This is a genomic window from Acinetobacter sp. GW821-FHT09D10, from assembly GCF_059416285.1.
Genome location: NZ_JBWKOW010000006.1, coordinates 201,452 through 226,895, shown reverse-complemented (window position 1 = coordinate 226,895; position 25,444 = coordinate 201,452). Strand labels below are relative to the sequence as shown.

Annotated in this window: 22 protein-coding genes and 1 pseudogene; 8 read left to right on the top strand and 15 right to left on the bottom strand. The window is 38.4% G+C overall.

The window, feature by feature from the left end; translation table 11 throughout:
- Positions 1 to 14: 14 nt before the first annotated feature.
- Complete coding sequence (locus AC07M3_RS14615) at positions 15 to 638, bottom strand: TetR/AcrR family transcriptional regulator (protein ID WP_494567626.1); 624 nt, start codon at positions 636 to 638, stop codon at positions 15 to 17.
- A 117-nt stretch (positions 639 to 755) separates the two neighbouring features.
- On the opposite strand from AC07M3_RS14615, the gene AC07M3_RS14610 reads away from it, so the two are divergent.
- Positions 756 to 1,220 (top strand): hotdog fold domain-containing protein, encoded by a 465-nt coding sequence (locus tag AC07M3_RS14610; RefSeq protein ID WP_199990387.1) that lies wholly within the window; start codon positions 756 to 758, stop codon positions 1,218 to 1,220.
- 35 nt (positions 1,221 to 1,255) lie between these two features.
- Here the strand turns inward: AC07M3_RS14610 and AC07M3_RS14605 are convergent, their stop codons facing one another.
- Positions 1,256 to 2,350: a fatty acid desaturase family protein gene (locus tag AC07M3_RS14605; protein WP_494567625.1), complete on the bottom strand. Its 1,095-nt coding sequence runs from the start codon at positions 2,348 to 2,350 to the stop codon at positions 1,256 to 1,258.
- Between the two features lie 12 nt (positions 2,351 to 2,362).
- Positions 2,363 to 3,430: a ferredoxin reductase gene (locus AC07M3_RS14600; RefSeq protein WP_494567624.1), complete on the bottom strand. Its 1,068-nt coding sequence runs from the start codon at positions 3,428 to 3,430 to the stop codon at positions 2,363 to 2,365.
- Positions 3,431 to 3,571: 141 nt separating this feature from the next.
- On the opposite strand from AC07M3_RS14600, the gene fabR reads away from it, so the two are divergent.
- Positions 3,572 to 4,267 carry an HTH-type transcriptional repressor FabR gene (gene fabR / locus AC07M3_RS14595; RefSeq protein WP_005038992.1) on the top strand — a complete coding sequence of 232 codons (696 nt, stop codon included), beginning with the start codon at positions 3,572 to 3,574 and terminating at the stop codon, positions 4,265 to 4,267.
- A gap of 166 nt (positions 4,268 to 4,433) precedes the next feature.
- The gene (locus AC07M3_RS14590) at positions 4,434 to 5,450 is read left to right on the top strand and encodes an AI-2E family transporter (RefSeq protein WP_494567623.1); all 1,017 of its coding nucleotides are present in this window, start codon (positions 4,434 to 4,436) and stop codon (positions 5,448 to 5,450) included.
- Between the two features lie 57 nt (positions 5,451 to 5,507).
- Here the strand turns inward: AC07M3_RS14590 and rapA are convergent, their stop codons facing one another.
- The 6 genes and pseudogenes from rapA to AC07M3_RS14560 form a co-directional block, all read right to left on the bottom strand.
- Complete coding sequence (gene rapA / locus AC07M3_RS14585; protein ID WP_004643602.1) at positions 5,508 to 8,345, bottom strand: RNA polymerase-associated protein RapA; 2,838 nt, start codon at positions 8,343 to 8,345, stop codon at positions 5,508 to 5,510.
- Between the two features lie 145 nt (positions 8,346 to 8,490).
- Positions 8,491 to 9,129 (bottom strand): RluA family pseudouridine synthase, encoded by a 639-nt coding sequence (locus AC07M3_RS14580; protein WP_045125816.1) that lies wholly within the window; start codon positions 9,127 to 9,129, stop codon positions 8,491 to 8,493.
- A 132-nt stretch (positions 9,130 to 9,261) separates the two neighbouring features.
- Positions 9,262 to 9,966 (bottom strand): annotated as a pseudogene (locus AC07M3_RS14575) (acyl carrier protein).
- A 61-nt stretch (positions 9,967 to 10,027) separates the two neighbouring features.
- A complete protein-coding gene (hemL, locus tag AC07M3_RS14570) occupies positions 10,028 to 11,326 on the bottom strand; it encodes a glutamate-1-semialdehyde 2,1-aminomutase (protein WP_045125817.1) in 1,299 nt (432 codons plus the stop codon).
- A gap of 42 nt (positions 11,327 to 11,368) precedes the next feature.
- Entirely contained in the window at positions 11,369 to 11,980 is a 612-nt protein-coding gene (gene thiE / locus AC07M3_RS14565; protein WP_494567622.1) for a thiamine phosphate synthase, read from the bottom strand.
- 116 nt (positions 11,981 to 12,096) lie between these two features.
- Entirely contained in the window at positions 12,097 to 12,480 is a 384-nt protein-coding gene (locus AC07M3_RS14560) for an Mpo1-like protein (protein ID WP_017387907.1), read from the bottom strand.
- Positions 12,481 to 12,645: 165 nt separating this feature from the next.
- Here AC07M3_RS14560 and AC07M3_RS14555 point away from each other — a divergent pair, with 165 nt between their 5' ends.
- On the top strand, positions 12,646 to 14,109 hold the full coding sequence (locus AC07M3_RS14555) for a CYTH and CHAD domain-containing protein (RefSeq protein WP_494567621.1): 1,464 nt from the start codon (positions 12,646 to 12,648) through the stop codon (positions 14,107 to 14,109).
- Between the two features lie 35 nt (positions 14,110 to 14,144).
- Here the strand turns inward: AC07M3_RS14555 and AC07M3_RS14550 are convergent, their stop codons facing one another.
- The gene (locus AC07M3_RS14550; RefSeq protein WP_092706471.1) at positions 14,145 to 14,777 is read right to left on the bottom strand and encodes a hypothetical protein; all 633 of its coding nucleotides are present in this window, start codon (positions 14,775 to 14,777) and stop codon (positions 14,145 to 14,147) included.
- A gap of 103 nt (positions 14,778 to 14,880) precedes the next feature.
- Here AC07M3_RS14550 and AC07M3_RS14545 point away from each other — a divergent pair, with 103 nt between their 5' ends.
- Positions 14,881 to 15,264: a DUF3144 domain-containing protein gene (locus AC07M3_RS14545; RefSeq protein ID WP_004643612.1), complete on the top strand. Its 384-nt coding sequence runs from the start codon at positions 14,881 to 14,883 to the stop codon at positions 15,262 to 15,264.
- A gap of 62 nt (positions 15,265 to 15,326) precedes the next feature.
- Here AC07M3_RS14545 and AC07M3_RS14540 read toward each other — a convergent pair whose 3' ends face one another.
- From AC07M3_RS14540 to AC07M3_RS14525, 4 genes are all read right to left on the bottom strand, one after another.
- Positions 15,327 to 18,089 carry a M16 family metallopeptidase gene (locus AC07M3_RS14540; protein WP_494567620.1) on the bottom strand — a complete coding sequence of 921 codons (2,763 nt, stop codon included), beginning with the start codon at positions 18,087 to 18,089 and terminating at the stop codon, positions 15,327 to 15,329.
- Positions 18,090 to 18,211: 122 nt separating this feature from the next.
- The gene (locus tag AC07M3_RS14535; protein ID WP_494567619.1) at positions 18,212 to 19,030 is read right to left on the bottom strand and encodes a PhzF family phenazine biosynthesis protein; all 819 of its coding nucleotides are present in this window, start codon (positions 19,028 to 19,030) and stop codon (positions 18,212 to 18,214) included.
- Positions 19,031 to 19,177: 147 nt separating this feature from the next.
- The gene (locus AC07M3_RS14530) at positions 19,178 to 20,569 is read right to left on the bottom strand and encodes an L-cystine transporter (RefSeq protein ID WP_004643616.1); all 1,392 of its coding nucleotides are present in this window, start codon (positions 20,567 to 20,569) and stop codon (positions 19,178 to 19,180) included.
- Positions 20,570 to 20,777: 208 nt separating this feature from the next.
- Positions 20,778 to 21,659 (bottom strand): LysR family transcriptional regulator, encoded by an 882-nt coding sequence (locus AC07M3_RS14525; protein WP_494567618.1) that lies wholly within the window; start codon positions 21,657 to 21,659, stop codon positions 20,778 to 20,780.
- A gap of 48 nt (positions 21,660 to 21,707) precedes the next feature.
- Between AC07M3_RS14525 and AC07M3_RS14520 the strand changes: the two genes are divergently transcribed.
- On the top strand, positions 21,708 to 22,934 hold the full coding sequence (locus AC07M3_RS14520) for a YbfB/YjiJ family MFS transporter (RefSeq protein ID WP_494567617.1): 1,227 nt from the start codon (positions 21,708 to 21,710) through the stop codon (positions 22,932 to 22,934).
- Complete coding sequence (locus AC07M3_RS14515; RefSeq protein WP_494567616.1) at positions 22,931 to 23,056, top strand: hypothetical protein; 126 nt, start codon at positions 22,931 to 22,933, stop codon at positions 23,054 to 23,056. Before AC07M3_RS14520 ends, AC07M3_RS14515 begins: the two co-directional genes overlap by 4 nt.
- 35 nt (positions 23,057 to 23,091) lie before the next feature.
- On the opposite strand, the gene icd is transcribed toward AC07M3_RS14515, so the two are convergent.
- Positions 23,092 to 24,348: an NADP-dependent isocitrate dehydrogenase gene (gene icd / locus AC07M3_RS14510; RefSeq protein WP_494567615.1), complete on the bottom strand. Its 1,257-nt coding sequence runs from the start codon at positions 24,346 to 24,348 to the stop codon at positions 23,092 to 23,094.
- Between the two features lie 196 nt (positions 24,349 to 24,544).
- Here icd and AC07M3_RS14505 point away from each other — a divergent pair, with 196 nt between their 5' ends.
- Positions 24,545 to 25,333, top strand: a complete 789-nt coding sequence (locus tag AC07M3_RS14505; protein ID WP_003650388.1) for an rRNA large subunit pseudouridine synthase E — start codon at positions 24,545 to 24,547, stop codon at positions 25,331 to 25,333.
- Positions 25,334 to 25,444 lie beyond the last annotated feature (111 nt).

Sequence of the window (25,444 nt, the reverse complement as noted above, 5' to 3'; positions counted from 1 at the left end):
ACTGATCAAAATATTCAACTCAAGTTTTGCAAAGAATCCCAAGCCGCTTTTGCCAAAATATCTTTATAAATTTTAGGGTTGGAAGGAACTCGTTGGGACAACCATGCACGACAGTAATTTTCTGTAGATCCAATCACTAATGAAAGTAATAGCTCATGAGGTATAGATTTTAAAAACTCAGAATCTGCATAATTTGAAATTTCGCTAAAGATCTTTTGATTTCTTGATTTATTTTTCTGAACAAGACGTTCTTGGTCTTCACCTTGCATCACACTAAAACGAGCAGATATTAAAAATTTAGCAAACTCTGGCTGTTCACTTACCCAATCAATGTAACTATGAATAAAAGCATATAAAACGTCTTGAAAGGATTCTGTGCCCTCCAGATAGTCATCTCTTCGTGCCGCTTGGTCATCTAAAGCTGCAAAGAATAAAGTCGCAACAATCCCTTCTTTATTTTTAAAGTGATGATAAATAGCTCCTACACTACTGTCAGATTTCGCACGAATCATCTCAATGCTTGTAGTTTCAATTCCATTTTCTAAGAAACAAGACAAAGCATCTAATAAAATCTGTCTTTTTAAAGCAGCCCTTCTGCCTGCATATAACCGTTCTAATAGCTCTTGTGCAGATTGCATTGTTTGTTCCCTAACCAGTTATCGGAGATATTCTGAATGACTTGACTCTCTTTTGTAAACAGAATTATATTCTTTAACAGAACAAAATTCTGTTTTCTTAATATGGAGCTTTAAACCATGGCAACTACTTTAGAACTTTGGAACAAAGTCTCTGCTTTTCCTAAGGGAAAATGGACTTTCTCACGCATGCTATGTTTAAAAGCACCTTATTTCGGCAGTGTTTCACCGCTCTTTATCGATTTAAAACCTAATTATTGTGAAATAGCGATTAAGAAAAAGCGTTCTGTTCTCAACCATATTGGAACAGTTCATGCGATTGCGATGTGTAATATGGCTGAACTCGCAGGTGGCACAATGACAGAAGTTACTGTGCCTTCCACACATCGCTGGATTCCCAAAGGTATGACTGTCGAATATTTAAAAAAGGCAGAAACAGACTTAATTGCAGTTGCAACGCCTGTAGAAAAAAATTATGACTGGGATAAAGCTGGAGAATATTTAGTGAATGTAGAAGTCTATGATTCTCAGAAAGAGAAAGTCTTCCAAGCTACGATTACCATGTGGATTTCTAAAAAGAAGTAATAAAAAAAGCCCTGAACTGATCAGGGCTTTTTTATTTATTTTTTAAATGGTAAGGCATATTTCAAGATACGACCTACAACCTGACCAAACTGTTTGGTCAAACTTGCGTTGTTATAGTTCAGACCATATTTTTTACATACAGCTTCAACTTTTGGAGCCATTTGGCGATAACGGCGCGCTGGAACATCAGGATATAAATGATGCTCAATCTGATGACTCAAATGTCCGCTTAAGATATGTAATGCTTCTGAACCTTTTAAGTTTGAAGAACCACGAATCTGGCGCATATACCAATGACCACGGCTTTCGTCCTGTAAAACAGACTTTGGAAATACTTCTGCATCTTTAGTAAAGTGACCACAGAAAATAATCGTAAACGTCCAAATATTACGAAGGCCATTCGCAACCAGATTGCCAGTAAATACAGGTAAAGCTGCTGGGCCTGCAATTAATGGGAAAAAAACGTAATCTTTGAAGAGCTGAGTACCAATCTTTTTATTCACTGGTTTTAACTCTTCTAAAAACTTTGCTTTGGTCTTACGTTTGTAGAGAACACGACCAATTTCAAGGTTCTGAATGGCTACGCCCCATTGGAACAATAAGCAAAATGGAATGCTATAAACCGGTTGAAGCAAGAAACCTGGTTTCCAACGTTGCTCAGGGAATAAGCGAAGCAAACCATAACCAATGTCATCATCTATACCTTTGATGTTGGTATAAGTGTGATGTTTATAGTTATGAGTTTGACGCCAGTTATCAGAAGTACCAACGGTATCCCATTCGTAAGTTTGACCATTAAATTTAGGGTCGTTCATCCAGTCATACTGGCCATGCATGACATTATGACCCAATTCCATGTTCTCCATAATTTTAGAAAAGCCTAACAGACCTGTTCCTAAAACCCATGCTGGTGGGAACCAACCTGCAAACAAACATGCTCGGCCTAAAAAGCTACTGTAACGAATTGCAGCATAGACACGGCGGATATATTTTGCATCTTTCTCACCTAAATCATCCAATACTTCTTGTTTGATCTGATCGAGCTCTTTTGCAAATGCGTCAAGTTCTGCAGGCGTCAAATCTCGATTTTTAGGATTTTTAAAATATTCGACTTTCACTGGCATATTCATAAGAGTTCTCTCTTAAAGATCAATAACTAGATCGGATTGTGCTGAGTTCACACAAATTTTGAGTAATTGGCTTGGCTCTGTATTTTCACTACCATTGAGTAAGTTACGAGTAAAACCTTGAGCTTTGCTACAAACACACTTATTACAAATTCCCATACGGCAGCCATGTGTTGGCTTAATGCCTTCATGTTCCAGACTCACCAAAATTGATTGGCCTTTTGGAATTGCAATGACCTTATTAGACTGGGTTAATGTGACATTTACATAACCAACTTCAGCCGTACTATCTTGAGTTAAGCTAAAAGCTTCTGTTAATAAAGCGGGCGCTTTTTCAAAAAGCTGTTGCACTGTCGAAACAAAACCTGAAGGCCCACAAGCATATACGGTGCTGTTTTCTAAATCGTCTACTAATGATAAATGCTCTGGATTTAAACGCTCATCATTTGGTGTTTCTTGTGTATAAAAAATCTGATAACTAAAATTTGGGAATTGCTGTGCAACTTGTTCAAAATATTCAATAAAAGCGACATCAGAACGCTGTTTTACCCAATATAGAAGTTGTACTTGAACTTTATCTAACTGCTGACTCTGTTTAATTGCAGTGATTAAGCTCAACATTGGTGTAATACCACTACCCGCAGCAAGCATAATTAATTTTGGTGTTTTGATGTTTTGTTGCATGTCGCCATAAGGCTGACCAAGCTCAAAAACATCACCAATTTGGCTTTCAGTCATAAACCAGTTACTGACAATACCATCAGTCACTTTTTTAATCGTTAAACGTAAATGTTGTTCGTCAATTTGCGTCAAGCTATAAGTACGTTCATAACGACGTCCAGCAATTTCAACAATGACAGGATGATGTTGACCAGCAACACCAATTTTCACTAAACGGTTACATTTTAATGTGAGACTCACCATGTCATGAGCCACAAATTCTTTTTTTACAATTTGAACAAGTCCATGTTTTACGGACCATAAAGGATTAACTTTTTGTAGCCAGAAGTTAGCCGTATCTCTATCAAAGATGGCTTGTGTCAATGAATTGAATAGAGAATTTCTCTTTTCGATTACGTGCATAGCTGGAGGCTCTATCGCTCTTTTTTAATTATTATACACATGTATATATATTTGTATATACACCTGTACTTTTAATTACAATTTCACAAGTTCACCTTCTTAAGGCTATAATCCTGACAGTTTATAAATATATTGAACAGCATGACCCAATCTTCACTTTCTCAGAGCCTGAATGACACATCTCGACAACAAGATGTCATTGAAATTAAAACAGCTACGCGTTCTGTAGGAAGAAAAGCGACGATTACTAAAGAAGAACTTTTTCAGGCTGCTCTGAATCTTATTGGTCCACAAAAAAGTATTGCTTCATTAAGTTTACGTGAAGTAGCACGAGAAGCCGGAATTGCGCCAAACAGTTTCTATCGACATTTTAAAGATATTGATGAGTTAGCGATTTCTTTAATTGATCGTGCTGGTATTGTCTTACGTAAAATTATTCGCCACGCTCGCCTACGCGCATCCTTACAAGAAAGTATTATTCGTAGTTCTGTCGATATTTTTCTTCAGCAGCTCGATGCCGATGAGGGTAATTTAAGTTTATTACTACGTGAAGGTTTTACAGGCTCTGCCTCTTATAAAGCCGCAGTTGAACGTCAATTAAATTTCTTTCAACAAGAGCTACAAGAAGATTTAATTCGGCTGGAGCGCTTAAATAACAATCACCTCTACCACCCTGAACTTGTTGCAAAAGCAATTACTCAACTTGTGTTTCACATGGGCGCAAAAGCGATTGACCTTCCTATTGAGCAAAGGTCAGAACTTGCCGAACAGACCATGATCATGATTCGAATGATTTTAGAGGGTGCACGTCATTTGGATGAAGCAAAAATTCGTTAAAATTATCTACAGAATGGCTTGTTGATGAACAGGCCATTTTTACATCTAACTCCTCTATTTTCCAATAAAAATATAATTCACCGATTGAAGCGAATAGCTTGCGAGAGTATAAATAATTATTCCATTTGCTCTTTCTCCTATATTCCCAACGATCTCAGGGATCAACATGCAAAATTTGAATAATCGTCAAAGTCTGATTGCAAGCTACATTCTTATGGGCATCTTTTTGCTTTCGGTTATCCCATTACATCTATTAGCAAGTTTTTTTGCAGGCTTTCTTATTTATGAAATTATTATTAGCTTAAGCTCGGTTGTAGAACGTTATATTGATGGTCAAAGAGCCCGTATTTTTATTAGTATTTTATTAAGTATTGTCACTATTTCACTTATTGGTTTTTTCATTACGAGTCTGATTAGCTTTGTAGTTCATGATTTAAAAGGTGTAGGCATCCATAATATCAACAGCAAAGTCGATCAAACCCTACTACATTTACAAGCTGAAATTAGCAAATATCTTCCGGGCTATATTCCCGATAGCGTGACAGAACTAAAAGACGAAATCTTTGCGTTTATGAAAGATAACGTGACCATATTAAAAAATACCAGTTCCGATATTTTACATAACTTCGTGACTATGGTGATGGGCCTCATTATCGGTATTTTGGTCGCTATACATGGTTTTCACCACCGTAGGCCGCAGCCTGTTTTTAAATCTCTTCTGATTCAACGTATTCAAAAATTATCAATTTCATTTAAAAATGTTGTTTTTGCACAAATAAAAATTTCAGCAATTAATACCCTGCTCTTTATTTTGTTTGCGTTTATTTTATTACCGCTTTGGGGAGTCCACCTTCCTTTTGCCAAAACTCTCACTATTTTGACCTTTATGTTTGGATTGATTCCAATTTTAGGTAATCTTATTTCCAATACTTTAACGTTCATTGCCGCTCTTACTGTTTCACTCGGACTAGCAGGAGCAGCATTACTTTATCTCGTTCTCGTTCATAAACTTGAATATTTTATTAATGCTAAAATTATTGGCCATAAAATCAATGCAAATGCATGGGAAATTTTATTGGCAATACTGGTATTTGAGTCAATTTTTGGCTTAGGTGGTTTAATCGCGGCTCCAATTTTTTATGCATATTTAAAACTAGAACTAAAAGATGCTGGTCTCATCTAATTCAAAATCGATCTATAAAAAAAGCGCCCTCTAGGCGCTTTTTTTATTTAAAATTAATTATGGCTTAACCACAACTAATACTTGAATTGCTTCTGGTGTAACAGTTAAACCATCCAGCAAGCTCAAGCCTTCTTTTTGCAACTTTTGTAAGCGTTCAATTTCATCTTGACGAATACTTGGGTTGAACTGTTTTAGATAAGTTAAACGGTCAATTTCATATTGCCATTTATTACCATAGTGTTCTTTTGCTTGCTGCTGAAGCTGTGGCAAATCAACTTTCGCGATATCTAACGCTTGTTTATAACGTTCCTCAATGATATCACGGCGAGCTTTAACCACCTGACGACAGCTATTGCCATCTAAATGGTGTAAATATGGTTTTAAGATAGTCGGATCAATTTTCTCAGACAAATCTTGACCATTTTCGCTTAACAGTACACGAATTAATTGCTTAGGTAAGCTCGATGGTAAATTCAATGCCTTAGGCGCCACCACATCGACTTTAAACCACACTTCAATTAATACTGAACCCTGCTTTAATGCATTAGATTTGAGTACAGCAACATTGGTACTACCAAATGATTGTGTACGGATCATTTCCATTACACTTTCAATGAATGGATGTTCCAAAGTTAAATATTGAGCATCTTCACGAAGCTGTGCTTGATCGCGATAGAACGTTGCTGTCATGCCCTCTTCGTCTAATGCTAAACCTTGCACTTGCATCTGGTCTGTTGGACGAATAATCACAGTACCGTTACTTTGCTCATCAAAGTCGATATTGGTTGATGACATGAAACGCTTCACAAACATCGGAAGCGTTGTGTTGTCATCATAATCTTCTAATGCCTGAACAATCTCTTGCGCCACGATAGGACGACATGAGTTATATTCAAGTAAACGATCTCGCCCTGCTTGAAGTTCAGCTTCTAAGGCTTGACGTTGAACATTCACTTCTTCAAGCAAATCTTCAAATGTTTGGCCTTGGTCGGCAAGCAAACAATCTTTTAATTCAACAATAAAGTTTTCTTGCAACGTTTGCGCTGTTGGCGAAATATTGCTGAAAATATTAAGTGCTTCATTGTACCAACGGAACATACGTTCTTGAGCTGTTCCCACAAGATATGGCACATGAATCTGGATTCGGTTTTCTTGACCAATACGGTCTAGACGCCCGATACGTTGCTCTAAAACATCTGGGTTAGCTGGTAGATCAAATAAAATTAGATCACTGGCGAATTGGAAATTACGGCCTTCCGAACCAATTTCCGAACACAGTAGAATTTGTGCGCCATAGCTTTCTTCAGCAAAATAAGCAGCAGCTTGGTCACGTTCAAGTAGGCTCATGCCTTCATGGAACATGGCTGTACGGATGCCCGCATGCAAACGCAACACATTTTCTAAAGCTTCAACAACTGGCCCACTACGCGCAATTAAAAGCACTTTTTTATGCTTGAGATCTTTACGCAGAACTTCCATTACCCATAACACACGTGGGTCATTTTGCATCCATGAACCATCAAGATGTGCTTCTTCTGGCCACATTTGCTCACGCAGCTTTCCATCTTTTGACCAATCTTCTGGTGCTGGTAATGGTGCTGGCTGACAATCACGCCCTGGGAAGCCTTGAATTGCTTCACGCGTATTACGGAATAAAATACGTCCAGTACCGTGACGGTCTAATAATTCGTGAATTGCTCTAAAGCGCTGTTCAGGCTGATCTTCAATACTATGACCTAACAAGCCCTCTAAAGCAGATAAATGCTCAGGCGCTAAAGGCTGATCAGACATCAGCACTTCAGCAATTTTTGCAGTCTGCTGGTACTGAGTTTCTTCATCCAAGAAGCGCTCTAAACTGCTAAAACGCTGCGGATCAAGTAAACGTAAACGTGCGAAATGACTTTCTACACCAAGCTGTTCAGGTGTTGCTGTAAGCAATAACACCCCAGCGGTATTTTCAGCTAGCTCTTCAATTAAATCGTAGCGGTCATTCCCGCCTTCTTCTTCGCTCCACATCAAATGATGTGCTTCATCGACCACGAGTAAATCAAACCCAGCTTCAATGGCTTGCTCGCGCAAATCATCATGGTCAACCATTAAATCAACGCTGGCAATAATGCATTGCTCAGTTAAGAATGGATTGAGTTCTGGATCATGTTCTTTAATAGATGCGGTACGTGTTAAATCAAACAGAGAGAATTGCAAGTTAAAACGACGGCGCATTTCAATCATCCACTGATACTGTAGAGAATCAGGGACTAAAATAAGAATTCGTTCTGAGCGACCGGTTTTAAGCTGTTGGTGGATAATTAAGCCAGCTTCAATTGTTTTACCCAAGCCCACTTCATCGGCAAGTAAAACACGAGGTGCAAAACGCTTACCAACTTCGTGTGCAATATAAAGCTGATGCGGAATTAAACCAACTCGCGCACCAATCATACCGCGTAGAGGGCTATTCTGCATTTGTGCTTGCATGAGCATCGCTTCAATACGCAGGTCATACCACTCTTTATAGTCGACCTGACTTGCAAGCAAACGATCTAGAGGTTTCGACAACTGAATTTGCGCACCGATACGTGTTTCATTCAGCGCTTTACGATCTTGTTCACCATTTTCTAAGGTACGAACAACGTTGTAACGCAAAACGCCATGTCGGTCTTCAACAGATTCAACAATCCACTTCTTGCCTTCTTGATCTTGAACTTCATCATTTGTGTTAAAGATGATACGAGATAGTGGAGCATTATTACGTGCATATACACGTGTCTCATCACTTTTGGGGAATAAAATGCTGACAGATCTTTCATCTACATCAATAAGTACACCTAAACCGAGCTCAGTCTCTGTGTCTGATAGCCAACGTTGACCAATAGCATACTGCTGCAATTTTTCCACCTTTCTCTCAAGTTCGCACTACATATTGTACGATGCAAATTAGCTTATTTTTGCATCTTTTTATGTAGTCTTTAAAGCAAAATTTTGAAGCAAAAACCAATTAAATCGTTTTGCTACAAAAAATCACGCATTAAAATTTTTTACATTAAAACGGTACAGGACAGTCAAAAGTTAATATTTCTGCTGTGACAGGATGATTAAAACTTAACTGTTTGGCATGCAAACACAAACGCGGAACAAGTTGCTGCTCCGGTGTTGCATACAGCGTGTCACCTACAATTGGATGCCCAAGATATTGCATGTGTACACGGAGTTGATGGGATCGACCCGTAATTGGTGTTAATTTCACACGCGTTACAGGTTGTCCCTGAATCTGAAAATTTTCTAGAACCTGCCAATGGGTTAAAGCAGGCTTATTGTGAGAAGCATCGACAATATGTAAAGGTGGTCGGCTTGGATCATAGATAACGGGAATATCTACAGTCCCCTCACCCTCTAAATGACCAGCGACGAGTGCTTCATATATTTTTGAAGTCTGACGGTCTTGGAATTGGCGTGCAATCGCACTTTGACCACGCTTAGATAAACCAAATACCAAAATACCGGAAGTGTCTCGATCTAGACGGTGAATGAGCAAAGTTTTAGGCTCAATCGCAACCAACCTTGTCAGAACGCTATCATGTAAATCACCCTTACCCGGAACACTCAAGATGTCCGAAGGTTTATGAATCACCATAAAATCATCATCACGATAGATCAGATGTTCACTTAGAAAATCACTCAAAGTTGTATTCCCAAGGTAAGATGAAAAACAAGCGGGCAATAATAAAAAGCTTACGTCCGAATTACAATGCCGTTCGGGTAAATTAACAGCATAATTTGCAAATATTATGGCGCACGTTGGGTCTATGGTGAGTCAATGCTTCAATAACTGCATAATATGTTGCAAGGTAGGTGCTTGCATCACCTCTTCAGCGCTCAGGCTTGCACCGTTCGCACGCCATAGGTCGACTAGATAATTCACAGCAGATTGATTTAATTCGTAGTTTCCTAGATCAATTTCAGGGTGAATTTCCATAGGGTGCCGTCCAATCTGTTCAGCAATCACCAATAAAATTCCTTTATCCGACAGAATATATTCAGACGGCGCACTTAAAGACCATGAGCGCATTAAGGTCTGTGTATTTAAATGTTTTATATGGTCAAAACTGATCTTTTCAACCCATTGGATATGTTGCTCTAGATTAGCCGCCAAGATCGCATCATTTACAATAGCTACATAATCGGTAATAGATAAAACAAGCTGCATGACCTGTTTAAAAAGAGGTGACAAATTGCCTGCCATCACAACTTGGGCTTTACTATTTGATGACAGCCGCTGACCAAGCTGCAACATGGTTTGCTGAAGCTGAGATGCATCAATAAAAATAACTGGAATTTCGAGCGCCTGTGCTCATTTACTTAGCAATTCTAAATGATCGGCTAGTGGCTGCCCTGCCCAATCCGGTAAAACTTTAAATTCATTTAGCCCAACCATCAACAAAATACTTTGCGTAGACTCAATTGACCAATTTGAAGTATTTGCTGCTAATTGGATTTTTCGAGGTAAAGGATAAAACATTGTTCTCTACAAATAAAAAATAGCTCAAATTAAAAAGCCCGTTTTAAACGGGCCTTTTTGCTTACTTCATTTCAGCGAATGTTTCTTTTGCAGCCTGAATCGTATATTCGATATCTTCATCAGAATGAGCAGATGAAATAAAACCTGCTTCAAATGCTGACGGTGCCAAGTTTACACCACGCTTTAACATGCCATGGAAAAACTTTTTGAAAGCTTCAATATCACACGCCAACATAGAGTCGAAGCTTGTAATGTCTTCTTGATCGGTAAAATACAATCCGAACATTGCACCAGCTTGCTGAGTTTTAAATGGAATACCCGCCTCATCAGCTGCTGCTTGTAAACCTGCAAGTAACTTTTCAAGTTGAGCTGATAAGTTGCTGTAAAAGTCTGGTTGACGTAAATGTTTGAACATCTCAATACCAGCACGCATAGCGAGTGGATTACCAGATAAAGTACCTGCTTGGTATACGCCACCTAAAGGTGCGATGCATTCCATGATTTCACGTTTACCGCCAAATGCACCTACGGGTAAGCCAGCACCAATAATTTTACCCAAAGTCGTTAAGTCTGGTTTAACGTTATAAACCGATTGAGCGCCACCCAAAGCAACACGGAAACCTGTCATGACTTCATCAATAATAAAGACAGATTTATATTCATCACACACATCACGAATGGCTTGTAAGAAACCGTCAATTGGTTTCACCATATTCATGTTACCTGCGACAGGCTCAATAATTACACCAGCAATTTCATGACCGAACTTAACAAAACATTCTTTTAATGCAGCAATATCGTTGTATGGTAGCGTTAAAGTGTGTTTAGCAAAGTCAACCGGAACACCTTTTGAAGTTGGTTCACCTTCACCCAAAGTGAGTAAACCAGAACCTGCTTTTACTAACAGCGAGTCAGAATGCCCATGGTAGCAACCTTCAAACTTCACAATTTTGTCACGGCCAGTGTAACCACGCGCTAAACGAATAGCCGTCATGGTCGCTTCTGTACCCGAGTTCGTCATACGCACCAATTCAATTGATGGCATGATTTCACAGATAATATCTGCCAATGTTGTTTCGTGTACGGTCGGTGCACCAAAACTTAAACCATCTTCTGCGGCTGTTTGTACTGCTTTAATAATTTCTGGATGAGCATGGCCCAAAATCATTGGTCCCCAAGAACCAACATAGTCAACATAACGCTTACCATCCACATCCCACAAATATGCACCTTTGGCTTTCTCGATGAAAACAGGTGTTCCTCCAACGCCATTAAAGGCACGTACCGGAGAGTTCACACCACCTGGAATGTGTTTGCTGGCTTGTTTAAATAACTGTTCTTGCTTTGGAGATAAACTCATGGAAATGCTCGTCTTAAATATCTAAAAAATAATTTTGAAAGCTTAAGAAAATAATTGTGCCCACGCCTGTACACGGGCAGGAATTTCAGCAGTTGATCGGCCTAATATATCACTAATGACGGCACACAGGTCAGCCCCAGCCTCAATCACAGGTTTTGAGTTTTCAACAGTTAAACCGCCAATAGCACAAATCGGTAGATCATATTGAATCGCTGCCTGCTTAATCACTTCTATGCCAACATTACCTGCTTCAGGTTTTGTAGAGGTCGCATAGACAGCACCAAATGCAATATAAGTTGCACCATCTGCAATCGCCTTTTGGGCAAGCTCTAGAGAGTTCAAGCAAGTACGACCGATAATGACATTATGTGGTAACTGAGATTTTGCATCTGTAATTTCACCGTCACTTTGCCCTAAATGCACACCTAAACCAAACTGAGCAGCCAGTTCTAGGTCATCATTAATCACAAAAGGAACCTGATATTTTTCACATAAAAGTTTGATCTGTTCAACTTCAGCAGGTTGGTTGGATTTTTCTATTTTTTTACGGCGGTACTGTAAAATTGCGACCTGTTTAGTTGCGAGCGCGACATCTAGTTTTTCTAATAATAATTGGATTGGGTCATCGTTGGTAATGAGATATAAACCGCGCATACTCTACTCTTGCTTTAAAAAACTTCGCTAGTATAACGGATTTATGGGTCATCATAAGTACCGATTGATATGGGCTTACCAGTACCAATCGGTCTATTAAGAATAGAAATAAAAAATTAACTTGGAATTTTATCGTGTTTGCGATCAATCAAACTCAAACGACCACGTGCAACATCAGATAACATGCGCCAATCTGAAATAAAGCTATAAAAAGGTTGCTTAAAACTCGCAGGTTTATTTTTTTCAAACACAAAATGTCCAACCCAAGCGTTTGCGTAACCCGCTACCAAACCATAGAGTACATATTTGGCTTGTTTTTTACGAATGGCTTTAGAAAAAAAGTATATGCCAATGCTACTACCCACCACATGTAAGCGTCTGCTCATGATGTTACGGTGTTCAGTTAAGTAAAAACGATAAAATTCCTGATAATTTTTAATCGGTAATTCAAACTCTGGCTGAGCTTCATGATTAAAGTTTATGGGTGCATTCACGATCATCTTCCTGATTTTTATTTGATCAAAACGTCACCTGATTATATACCGAAATAAAAGTGTAGCGTCATATGTTTGATTGTAACTTTCTCTATCAAAACCATTACTTTTAGTACTAAGCTATTATACTCATTCAAGATAGTTTAAATAACTGATTCAGGGAGATACATTATGGTTGAAGTTGAGCTTAAGTTTCAGTTACCTGAATCGAAGAAAAAATCTGTTCAACAATACTTAAAAAAGCATAAAGCACAGCAGATTCATCTACAGGCAAAATATTACGACACCCCCGATCGGTTACTCGCAAAAAATGGCATGGCGCTACGTTTGCGTAAAGAAAATGATCTTTGGGTCCAAACCTTTAAAGCTGCTGGTCAAAGCCATTTACACCGTGTTGAAGAAGAAATTTTTTTAGGCAAATGTGACCAAGAACCTGATTTAAACCTTGAATTATATCAAGACAATAAAGTAGTGACTGATTTACTTAATACAGCCCTAGGCAAAGAAGCTAAAAAATTAAGTTTGCAATTTGAAACGGATGTACAGCGCACTTATCATATGTTTGAAGCAGACAATACAGCGATTGAAGTTTGCCTTGATGACGGTGTAGTAAAAACCGCAACTGCTCAAAGCATAATTTGCGAAGTTGAATTTGAACTCAAGCAAGGCGCAGTGAAAACACTTATTCAGTTTGCACAGCAATGGATTAATCGTTATACGCTTTGGCTTGATGTAAGAAGCAAAGCCGAGCGTGGTAATTTATTAGCGCTGGAGCAAGCTGTTTCACCAGCTGTTCATGCCAAAGCGCTAACATTAAATAAAGATATTACTGCTGAACAGGCCCTCAAAAAGATTGTCGAAAACTGTTTAGGACAATTCTTACCGAATATGGCAGCAATTGCCGATGGCATTGCCGAAGCTGAACATATTCATCAGGCACGTGTGAGTTTGCGCCGTTTACGTAGCGCACTTAAACATTTTTCTAGCTGGTCAAACGAGGTAAATCCTCTTTGGGAAGAACAAATTGCTGAGCTTTTCCGTCAGCTTGGAGACACTCGTGATGAAGATGCTATTCGCACCGAAGTGTTACCAATCATTAAGCAACACGGTTCACCTGAGCTTTTACTACCCGTTTCAGCACAGCCATTAAAAGACCTCTCAATACTCTTTACATCTTCGGACACGATTAAACTATTACTCGATTTATTAGCATTTGCGTATTCAGAAGAAGATCCAAAGTCCAAAACAGGTGGCTTAAAAAAACATATTAAAAAGAGTTTAGATAAGTTACATCATAAAGTGATCAGCAATGCTGAACATTTCTCTGAGCTTGAAGTTGCTGAACAGCACAAAATACGCAAGACAGCTAAGCAATTACGTTATTGTGTTGAGTTTATTTCAAGTCTTTATCCTGACAAAAAAGTACAGCAATATTTAAAACAGCTACAACCTGTACAAAATACTTTAGGTCAATATAACGATTTGTTTATTGCTGAAGGTATTTTTAATAAAGCTGTCGAAAATGACTCGTCTTTCTGGTTTGCATTAGGCTGGGTAAAAGCCAAACAGCCTCACTTACAAAAGCGGTCCGCCAAAGCTTTACAAACTTTTAGTCAGGCTGAAACGTTCTGGTAATTTATAAAAAGTCGCTGTAAACGTGCAGCGACTTTTTATCGATACTTACCAAATACTTTCCATACACCGTTATCTGCTAACGGGTCATTATAGCTATCACTACGTTGCTTTCTTGGCTTATCACGGGCATCGACCAATTTAAAATGCGGCTCAACCCCTAACACAATACCATTGGTATAAAAACGTGAACGGGTATATTCACTTTGGCCATGTTGGAATACATAAGTTCTTAAATCGATAAACTCACGATGAGCTACCAGTGCAGCAGTATCATCACTCTGCAACCATTCTTGCATCGTAAAAATCTGGTCTGTTTCGAACTGCCCACATTTTTCAATTAAGCTTGCAACACCACGGAAAGTCTTAGATTCCTTAGCTCGTGTTTTATTAATCCGAATTCGGTCTACATGAAAAAAGAACAACGGTAAATTTAAATGACTTGGCAAATGAATCGCATCTGGTAATTCATCTTCCATAAATGGCTGAAAAAGTTCTTGTGCCCTTTCAATTAAACCTTGCCATTGTTGATAATAGGTTTCGACTTCTTGTTGTAAACCATAATAGATCGGCAGCCCTTCCACATGTTCTAAATATTGAGGCGGGAAAATATGCTGTCGTAATAAAGCGATATCCGTTTTTAAACTTTGAATAGCAATTGCATCTTGCATATTAAACCTCCCGATACTTAGGCTATTTACAGACTAAGGCAAAGGTTTTGTTTCCGCAAGGCTTTGCCTATAATAAGCAGCTCTATTTTTGCGGGAATAAGTCATGTCTCAAAAGATCAATGCAACAGATGTTACTGAAGAAGAAGCTTTAAATGCGGTTTTCTTTGAGCGTGCGGATGAATTTATCAAACAAGCGAATGATTTTTGTCGCCCGCCAAAAGGTGAAAAACCAGATCCAGCTGAACTCCGTGGTCAAGTAAGTGCGGCAATGTTATTTGCTAGTGCCCGTTTTAACACATGGGTAGCAGCAAATAACTTTAAAGATGGCGATGAAATGCGTGATGCTAAAGATCAAGTCATGTCTTATCTTGTGCAACAATTTCAAATGATGCTTGAAGATAATTTCGATGAATATTGTGAACAATTCGAAAATTATTTACGTTTCCGTAAAAATGAAGATTTTCACGCGCATAAACATGATCATTAATATGATTTAAATACCCAAATAAAAAGCCACGATTGAGTGGCTTTTTATTTATAAAGAAGACTTTATTTTTTTGCTGCCTGACCATATTGGTCAGCCATAACCTCGACTAAATGTTCAGGTTTAATATATTTTTTAATTGCTGCATTTACGTCTGCAACAGTCAGTTTAGTTAACTCTTGGTCATGTCGAACACGGTCTTGTAATGTTTTACCAGACTCAAGCTGGAGATTTAACATACCATGAATATTACGTTCATCTTCTAATGCCGTAACTCGTTTCTTCATGATATCTGCTTTAGCAGCTTCAAGCTCTTGCTCTGTCACACCATTTTTCAACAAGTCATTTAACACTTTATGTATTGAGGCAGAAACTTGCGCTGAGCGACCCGAAGTGTAATTTGCGCTAATGCTTAAAGCCCCAACATTCGTATCACGATCAAGTTGCAACCCACTTCCAAAACCATACACTAATGCATTTTTCTCACGAAGCTCTTGAGCCAAGCGTGATGAAATTTGAGACTCACCTAAAATATAATTCAGTAAAATTAAAGCAGATGCATCTGGATGGTTTTTCCCAACTGGCAGTGAAAGCACGCTTTGGTAACTACCAAATTCGCGCTGCTCAGATAAAACATGAACTTGCTGTGCTGGAAAATCGACATGATTAATCAAGATTTTTTGATAAGGCTGTTTACCATTCCAACGACCAAATTCCTGATTAAGTAATTTCTGCATTTTTTTCGCATCAAACTTGCCCGTAATCGCGATTTGAGCATGGTTCATTGCAAAGAAACGCTCGTACAACTCTTTCACTTGCTCTTGAGTTGCGTTTTTCAATTGCTGTTTTGCCAGTTCAGGTTCAAAGTGATAACGCAAATCACCTGGTTGATATTCTTCAAGCAAACGTGAAAGTGTTAAACCAGCCACGACATCTGGCTCGGTATAAGGACGATCAAGGCTTGATAAACTTTGCGATTTAATTAAATCAAATTGAGATTGCTCAAATTTCGGATTTTTCATCACATCAAGAACAAACTTGAAATACTCATCAAATTTTTCTGATTTAGATTGAATGTTAATGGTCATGCCATTGCCATCGGCACTTGCATAAGCAGCCCCGCCCGCATCAATCGATTTATCGGCAATATCCTGCAAGCTATATTTATCGGAACCACGTAGTAATAAATATGAGGTTAAATCGACTACCGTACCTTTATTAAATAAAGATTTCTCTGTTCCGAAATCCATCGTAATTGTGGCATAAGTACGATCATCACGTGTTTCAACTGGGAATAAAGCATACTTCATTCCATTTTTCAGCTTTCCACGGATAATCTTTTTCTCATTACTTTCTACATACTGTTTTGAAGTTTTTAAAAACTCAGTAACTTCTTGTTGATAGGCTTTCGGGTCTTTTAAAGGTTCTGCCTGTGCTTCCACCTGATCTAAGGTTTTAGGCGCATCTTTTGAGTTTTGTTGTTGAGCTTTCTTCTGGTCTTCAGGTGTTGGCAAAATATCACCGTCAATACGATGCTCAGCAACAAGGAACTGTTTTAAAGTTTGATTCACATCATCTAGCTTAACGTTTTTTACCGAATCTAGATCTTTAAAATATTGATCCCATTGCTCACCAGCGACCGTGTAATCACTTAAACGCGACCCAAGTGCTACCGCATCTTTAGTGATTAAGTCGCCTTGAGTTTTCATTAAACTCTTAACACGATTTAATTCAACTTCAGTAAAAGGCTTTCCTTTTTCAATACCCGCTAGCAAAGAGCTTTCAACTTTTTTAGGGTCATTACTTGGCGCATAAATGGCGCCCAGGAATACCACATTAAAATCTTGGTCTAACCAAGTACTAGCTTCAACATTTGTGGTAATGCCTGTTTCAACCATGTTCTGATATAAATGACCACTTGGTTGCATGGTATATAACAAAGGAGCTAAAGCGAGTGTCGGCTGAATTTTGGTATTTTTACCATTCATATAGATATGGAATTTAGCGAGATCGCTCCCCTTTTTCACCACGAACTGACGATTTTTTATTTTTGTAGAGTCGAGTACAGGAATCTGTACAGCCTTCGGAACTTCTCGTGCCACGATTGGACTAAAATATTGATCAATTGTTTTTAATACATCTGTTTTATCGAATTTACCCGAAACAACCATGACAGCATTATTCGGTGCATACCAGCTACGATAAAAACGGTCTAGCTCAGGCATTTTAATAGATTTAAGCTCAGGTAAATCACCAATCGGTAAACGACCTAAATATTGATTGCCATAAGCCGATTTCCACATTTGGTCCATTAAAACAGCAAAAGGCTGATCCATGCGGACTTCACGTTCACGCTTTACGATTTCAATTTCAGAAGGAACAAATTTTTCTTGTAGAACCAATTTATCCATACGTTCAGATTCAAGATACAACACTTCATTGAGTGCAGTCTTTTCCGGACGAACGATATTGGTATACTTGGTCGAATAATAATCTGTGCTTGCGTTCGTCATCAGCGTATATTGATCTAAACGACGCTGGAATTCTTCCCCTTTAACATTTTTTGTCCCCTTAAAAGCCAAGTGTTCAAGTAAATGAGCTAAGCCGCTTTTACCTTGCGGATCATTTAATGAACCTGTTAAATAAATGGTATTAATAAAGATTTTATTTTCTTTGTCATTCGGTGCAAGTACAATCCGAAAACCGTTATCTAATTTATATTCCTCAATATTTTGCTTGCTTTTTACTAGTGTGGTTTGTGCCCAAGACGCAGCACTTAAACTAAGAATACATAGGGAGAGAGTCAGTTGTTTAAACTGCATAAACATATAAATACCAATTAATTTGAATAATAAAAAATCAATAGTTGTGGGACTATAGTAGGAAATTTAAGCTGACATTAATAGTAAAGTTTTGAAAAAAAAGCCGTTTATTTAAACGGCCTTATATTTTAAAGAAAAATTTCAGCTTGCATATAAAGTTTCCCATATCCTGAAATTTCAATACGTTCTTCAGACAGAACATTGCAATATAAAATGCCTCCACGACTAGAAGCCTGATAAGCCAAAATATTATTTTTCCCAAGCTTTTCTACCCATAACGGCGCTATTGCCGTATGAATTGAACCTGTAACCGGGTCTTCATCGATGCCCGCGACAGGTGCAAAATAGCGAGAGACACAATCATATTGCTGGTCGGCTTTTGATGTTATTGCAACATCCACATCATTTGCTGTAACAGCAGTACGTAACTTACCTAATTTTTTTAGCAAATTCATGTCTGGTTTTTCATCTAATACATCTTGAACTGACTCATATTCAATGACGTAGGCGTAAGGATTTTGATAAACCGCTTTAAAAGGTTTGCTTAAAGCTTGACGTAAAATAGCCGGATAATCTTCAACTTGATGAGCTTTACAAATTGGAAAATTCATTCTAATTTTGCCGTCTTCATCTTGATGAACCACAAAAAGACCTAAGTTTCGTACATGAAAATTAATCGTCTTTTTCTTAGTAAAATCTTTAAATATTACAAAAGCACTTGCAAGGGTGGCATGCCCACAAAAATCAGCTTCAACTGTTGGAGTAAACCAACGGATTTCATAATTTTCAGAGTCTATGATTTTTACAAAAGCAGTTTCAGACAAGTTATTTTCAAGTGCTATCTTCTGCATTAAATCTGTATCTAGCCATTCTTTTTCAACAACCACAGCGGCGGGATTTCCACGAAATAACTCTTTTGTAAAAGCATCGACTTGATACATTTTCATGATATTCAACTCTTTTAAATTAATTCATTGTCTTCAATTTTTTTAAATATAAACAGACACAGATTTTTAAAAATTAGCATTACAGCCATTATTCACACATAAAAAAACGACCCAATCCAATGAGATTGAGTCGTCTCTTACAGTTTATTAATGATGTGTTAATTCAATTTCATCTTCACTGTTTAATATTTCTTTATCTGTCTGGCCCATAAATTGACTGGTAACAACACCCGCAGTCATTGAACCATTTACGTTTAACGCAGTACGTCCCATATCAATTAATGGTTCAATTGAAATAAGAAGCGCAACCAAAGTTACAGGTAAGCCCATTGCAGGAAGTACGATCAGTGCAGCGAAAGTTGCACCACCCCCTACTCCAGCTACACCAATTGAACTTAAAGTCACAATACCGACTAACGATGCAATCCACATTGGATCTAGCGTATTAATTCCCATTGTTGGCGCAACCATTACCGCTAGCATTGCTGGATATAAACCAGCACAACCATTTTGGCCAATTGTCGCACCAAAAGAAGCAGAGAAACTTGCAATAGATTCAGGAATACCTAAACGACGAGTTTGTGCTTCGATACTGAGCGGAATACTTGCAGCGCTTGAACGGCTGGTAAATGCAAACGTTAAAACTGGAGCAACTTTCTTAAAGAATTTAAGTGGAGAAACACCGGTAAGCGTCAAAATAATGGCATGTACGACAAACATAATCGCCAAGCCTAGATAAGACGCCACCAAGAAACCGCCTAAGTTTAAGATATCTGCTACGTTAGAACTTGCCACAACTTTGGTCATGAGTGCAAAAACACCATAAGGTGTAAGCGTCATCACCAAACGAACCAATTTCATTACCCAAGACTGTAAAGTCTGGATTGCAGTTAAAATACGCTGACCTTTTTCTTCATCATCTTTCATTAGGTTGAGTGCTGCTATACCTAAGAAGACGGCAAAGATAACCACACTAATAATTGAAGTTGGGTTGGCACCAGTTAATTCAGCAAATGGATTACTTGGAATAAAGGAAAGAATAAATTGCGGCACACTTAAATCGGTAACTTTGCCTACATAATCTGTATTAATGGCAGTTAAGCGTGCAGTTTCAGCAGCACCTTGCACCAAGCCTTTTGCCGTTAAGCCAAACAGGTTAGTAACAAATACTCCTACGAGTGCAGCAATCAGCGTTGTAAATAGTAAAGTACCAATCGTGTAAAAACTGATTTTGCCTAAAGACGATGCTTGGTGTAATTTTGCAACCGCTCCCAAAATAGACACAAATACCAAAGGCATGACGACCATTTGTAAAAGTTTTACATAGCCATTTCCAACGATATTAAACCAGCTAATAGATTCAGCAAGAATCGGATGGCCACCGCCATAAATCAAATGTAGTCCTAAGCCAAACACCACACCTAGAATTAAGCCAGCCAGAACTTTTTTTGATAAGCTCCAGTCCGTTTTACGTGTTTGGGCGAGTAAAAATATTAACCCGACAAAAACCACAATATTGATGATTAAGGGTATATTCATTCCCAAACTCCAAATTATTGCTTGTGTCATCTTTCAAGGGGGCATATTTGACCATAGCCGGCCTATATAAACTACCCTTTTCAACAATTTTATAGCATCAAGATGATTACAAACCTGCGTGAGAATATAAAATGACTTTTTAATACATATATATCACTTTTAATTTATAAATTACGTAAGATATTTATGTATAAAAATCAGCCTCTACTTAAGCAACCTTTAATTCAAATTGTTGCTCAATAAAATAAATAAATTGCTTTAAATTAGTTCCCCATGTTTCTGGTAACTGGGCAACTAAATATGTAGTGAAAAAAGCAGACTCCGTATTTAGTCCAAAACAATTGATGGACACTTTATCTGCAACTTTTGCCAGATAAGACTTAGGTAATAAAGCAAAACCTACACCCAATTCTACACAACTCACAATTCCGTCAAGACTGCCCATTTCCATAATTTGCGAAGGTGGAATACTAAAGTCATTCAAGAAAAGTTCTATAGCATGTCGATATGAGCAACCTTGCCGAAATGCTATAAACCTTGTTTTTGCAAGGGTTGCCATGTCTGGAAAGCTCTCTTGTTGCTTAGGGCAAACCAGAACCAGCTCTTCATGCCACACAGGAAAACTATATAACTCAGGAATGGAATGTTTAGAAGCCACAAAAGCACAGTCCAATTTCCCCTGATGTACAGCATTTAATAAATAACGTGTCGGATGAGTTTGGAGCTCAATCGGTAAAGTAGGATATTGCTGCATACATTGATTGAGTAACTGTGGCAAACGTATTGCAGCAGTAGTCTCCATACTTCCAAGTCGGATTGATTCAGCAGGATCAATTCCACCTTCTTGAAAGATTTTTTTAGCTTTATGGTGTAGTGCAAGCATTTGAACAGCATAACTATGTAGCTGTTGTCCTGCATTGGTTAGTGTCACTGGGTTATGGCGATTTAATAAAATCACACCCAACTCTTCTTCAAGTTTTTTTATATGGCTCGTGATATTCGATTGAACGGTATACATTTTTTGTGCAGCTAATGAAAAACTTCCACTCTCTGCGACCGCCAAGAAAAACTCTAGTGACTTTAATAACATTACACTATCTCAAAACAAGATAACTATCATCTTATTAAATCATTTTTAATGATGACAAAACTAGCTTTTAATAATAAAAAAATTGAGAGTCTTCTCATGTCTACGTTTTATCGAATGAGCTTACTTGTCTTTTTGGCAACTTGTTTGGGTATTGGAGTGTTCAGATTTTCCTATACTGCGCTCATGCCCATCATGATTGAGCAATATCACTGGACCCATGATTTTGCCAGCTTCTTAGGGAGTGCAAATTTATTGGGATATCTCATTGGTGCCTTATTGGCGTTATTGAGTATTAAAGAAAAGTACATCCCATCCATGATCGTACTCTCAACTATTGCCGGTAGCCTCAGCCTCCTATGCTGCTCATTCCTGGATATGCCTCTAGCATGGTTCATTTTCTGGCGTACGGTTTCTGGTATTGCTGGCGGCTTACTTATGATTTTAGCCCCAAGCTTTGCCATGAAATACATTCCCACCACGCAAAGATTAAAAGTTAATTTTTTAGGATTTAGCGGGATTGGCGTGGGTGTGTTATCTGCCACCATTATTATCCCTGTACTTGAAAATATACCTGTGCATTATGTTTGGGATATTTTTGCGGGCATCTCCATATTAGGAAGCGTACTGCTTTATCAATTATTAAGTCGTAATTCTGCTCAGGTGATTAAGCCGCATTCTACCAACCTGCAAGTCTCACAAAAATCACGTTTAGGTCTTGTCATTATTATTGCCTATATGTGCAGTGCCTTTGCTTATATTCCTCACTCTCTATTCTGGATGGATTATTTATCTGGAACTTTGCATTTTTCATTAGAGCAAAGGAATTTATTTTGGGTTCTCTATGGAGCAGGAAGCTGCATTGGTGCATTTGTCGCTTATTGCTTAAGCCGTCTAATGGGATATTTACACACCATTAAATGGTTATATGCCATTTACTGTCTAGCTGTTGTTTTACCTTTCTTTTCCCAGACCACTTCTTTGCTCGCTTTATCTTCCCTTCTTACAGGATTGCTGACTCCCGCAACGGTGTTTATTAGCTCTTATAGTCTGCTACAGATTTACGAACAGCGTTATCAAAAGCTCTGGAGCCTTGCCACGATTGGATTTGCTAGCACTCAGCTTTTAGGTGGTGTCGTCATTAGTACTTTGCATCATTTGCACTGGTCTTATGCACATCTCTTTCTTCTGGGTGGAATCGTTCTACTCTTTGCAGTTTGCCTTTTACTTCCTGTACGTCCTACTTACATCTCAATTCTCGGAGAAACCGAATCATGAAATCTCTGTTCTTCCCCCTATTTTTAATTGCCTTTATTCTTTTTATTCAGGCCCTAGATCAGAGTTATCAAAAGAAAGTCGGCATCACGAAGACCACGAAGCACCCTGAATTTTTGCAATAAAAAAAGCCCTCAACCGAGGGCTTTTTTATAGAAGATTACTCTCCCATATGTTTTATAATCGCATCACCAAATTCAGAACAACGTAACAAGGTTGCACCCGGCATTAAACGCTCAAAATCGTAAGTTACGGTTTTAGCGGCGATCGCTCCAGAAATTCCTTTAATGATCAGATCAGCAGCTTCTGTCCAGCCCATATCACGTAACATCATTTCCGCAGACAAAATGATAGAACCTGGGTTTACTTTATCTTGACCTGCATATTTAGGCGCAGTGCCATGAGTTGCTTCATAAACTGCAATTGCACCACCAATATTTGCACCCGGTGCAATACCAATGCCACCTACTTCTGCTGCCAGCGCATCGGAAATATAGTCACCATTTAAATTAAGCGTTGCAATAACAGAGTAATCAGCTGGGCGCATTAAAATTTGTTGTAAGAAAGCATCTGCAATCACATCTTTAATGATGATGTCTTTACCAGTTCTTGGGTTTTTAATTTTAACCCATGGGCCGCCATCAATCAGTTCTCCACCAAAACGATCAAGCGCCAGCTCATAGCCCCATTCTTTGAATGCCCCTTCGGTATATTTCATGATATTACCCTTGTGAACAAGCGTCACCGAAGGCTTATCATTTTCGATCGCAAACTGAATGGCTTTACGTACTAAACGCTGTGAACCTTCTTTCGATACGGGTTTAATTCCAATACCACAGCCTTCTGGGAAACGGATTTTTGTCACACCCATTTCTTCTTGAAGGAATCTAATGACTTTCTTAGCCTCTTCTGAATCAGCTTTCCATTCAATCCCTGCATAGATATCTTCCGAATTTTCACGGAAAATGACCATGTCTGTTAATTCAGGATGTTGAACTGGTGAAGGTACGCCTTCAAACCAACGCACTGGACGTACGCAAACATATAAATCTAATTCTTGGCGTAAGGCAACGTTGAGTGAACGAATACCGCCACCCACTGGTGTCGTTAAAGGACCTTTGATTGAGACAACGAACTCACGAAGTGCTTCAAAAGTTTCTGCCGGCATATAGCTGCCATAAATTTTATTGGCTTTTTCACCGCAATACACTTCCATCCATTCGATTGAGCGCTTGCCACCATAAGCTTTTAAAATAGCAGCATCTACGACTGCTTTCATGGTTGGTGTAATATCCACACCAATACCATCACCCTCAATGAAAGGAATAATTGGATGATTTGGTACATTCAGTGACAGGTCTGCATTTACTTTAATTTTGTCGCCATCTGCAGGAACCACGATCTTCTGATAACCCATTATGTGAATTCTCCCTTTTATAATACTTAATTAACTAAAAATAATTATCGATACACAATACTTTCAACTCTTCTTAACGCATAATAGCTTAATTGAAATTAATCATTTTTGGGATTTATATGAGAAATAATAAGATTTCTCACTTAAATAAACCTCAATGTTTTCTCTAGTTATTTGAAAGAAGAAGTCATTTTTTATGAAAATTGTCATTCTCAACAAACCATATGACGTTCTCTCCCAGTTTCGTAAAGACGAAGCGCATATGACCGTCTCTGACTTTGTTGATGACCCGACTTTGCGTTTGGCAGGCCGTCTTGATATGGACTCTGAGGGTTTAGTTTTTTTAACTGATCATGGTGGTCTGAATCAGTTCATTACTAACCCTGCAAATAAAAAATACAAAACGTATTTAGTTCAAGTTGATGGCGATGTAACTGAAGAAGCGCTTGAGCAGCTTCGTAAAGGTGTAGAACTTAATGATGGTATGACGCTTCCTGCTACAGCCATTAAAGTAAGTGAACCAGAATGGTTATGGGAACGTAACCCGCCTGTACGTTTTCGTGCAAACATTCCAACATCTTGGATCGAAATTTCAATTTGCGAAGGCCGTAACCGTCAAGTTCGTCGTATGACTTCTGCGGTAGGTTTTCCAACTTTACGTTTAATTCGTACGAAAATTGGTTCAATTGATTTAGTTCAACTCGGTTTAAAACCTGGTGATGTTAAAGAAATTGAGCCTTTGCTTTACCCTGATTTTAAAGATGTTCCAGCTGAAGAACCTTATCGTTCACGTTCATACGTGAAAAAACCAGGTGGTACTGGCGGTAAACCAATGGTTCGTAAGAATAAAGACGGTTCTACGAAAAAGTCTGGTACAAAACGTATTTGGCAAATGGATGAAGGTGAAAAACCTCGTCGTAAAACCAATGGTACAACTCGTCCAAATGCTAAAGCACCACGTGGTCGTGGCCGCAATGATCGATAAGATTTAAACTTTTAAAAGCTCACATCAGTGGGCTTTTTTAATGCCCTTTATTTTTCTAAAAAAACCGGTGCATATGCACCGGCCTTTAAGCTATTTACTAACGAGTTAGTA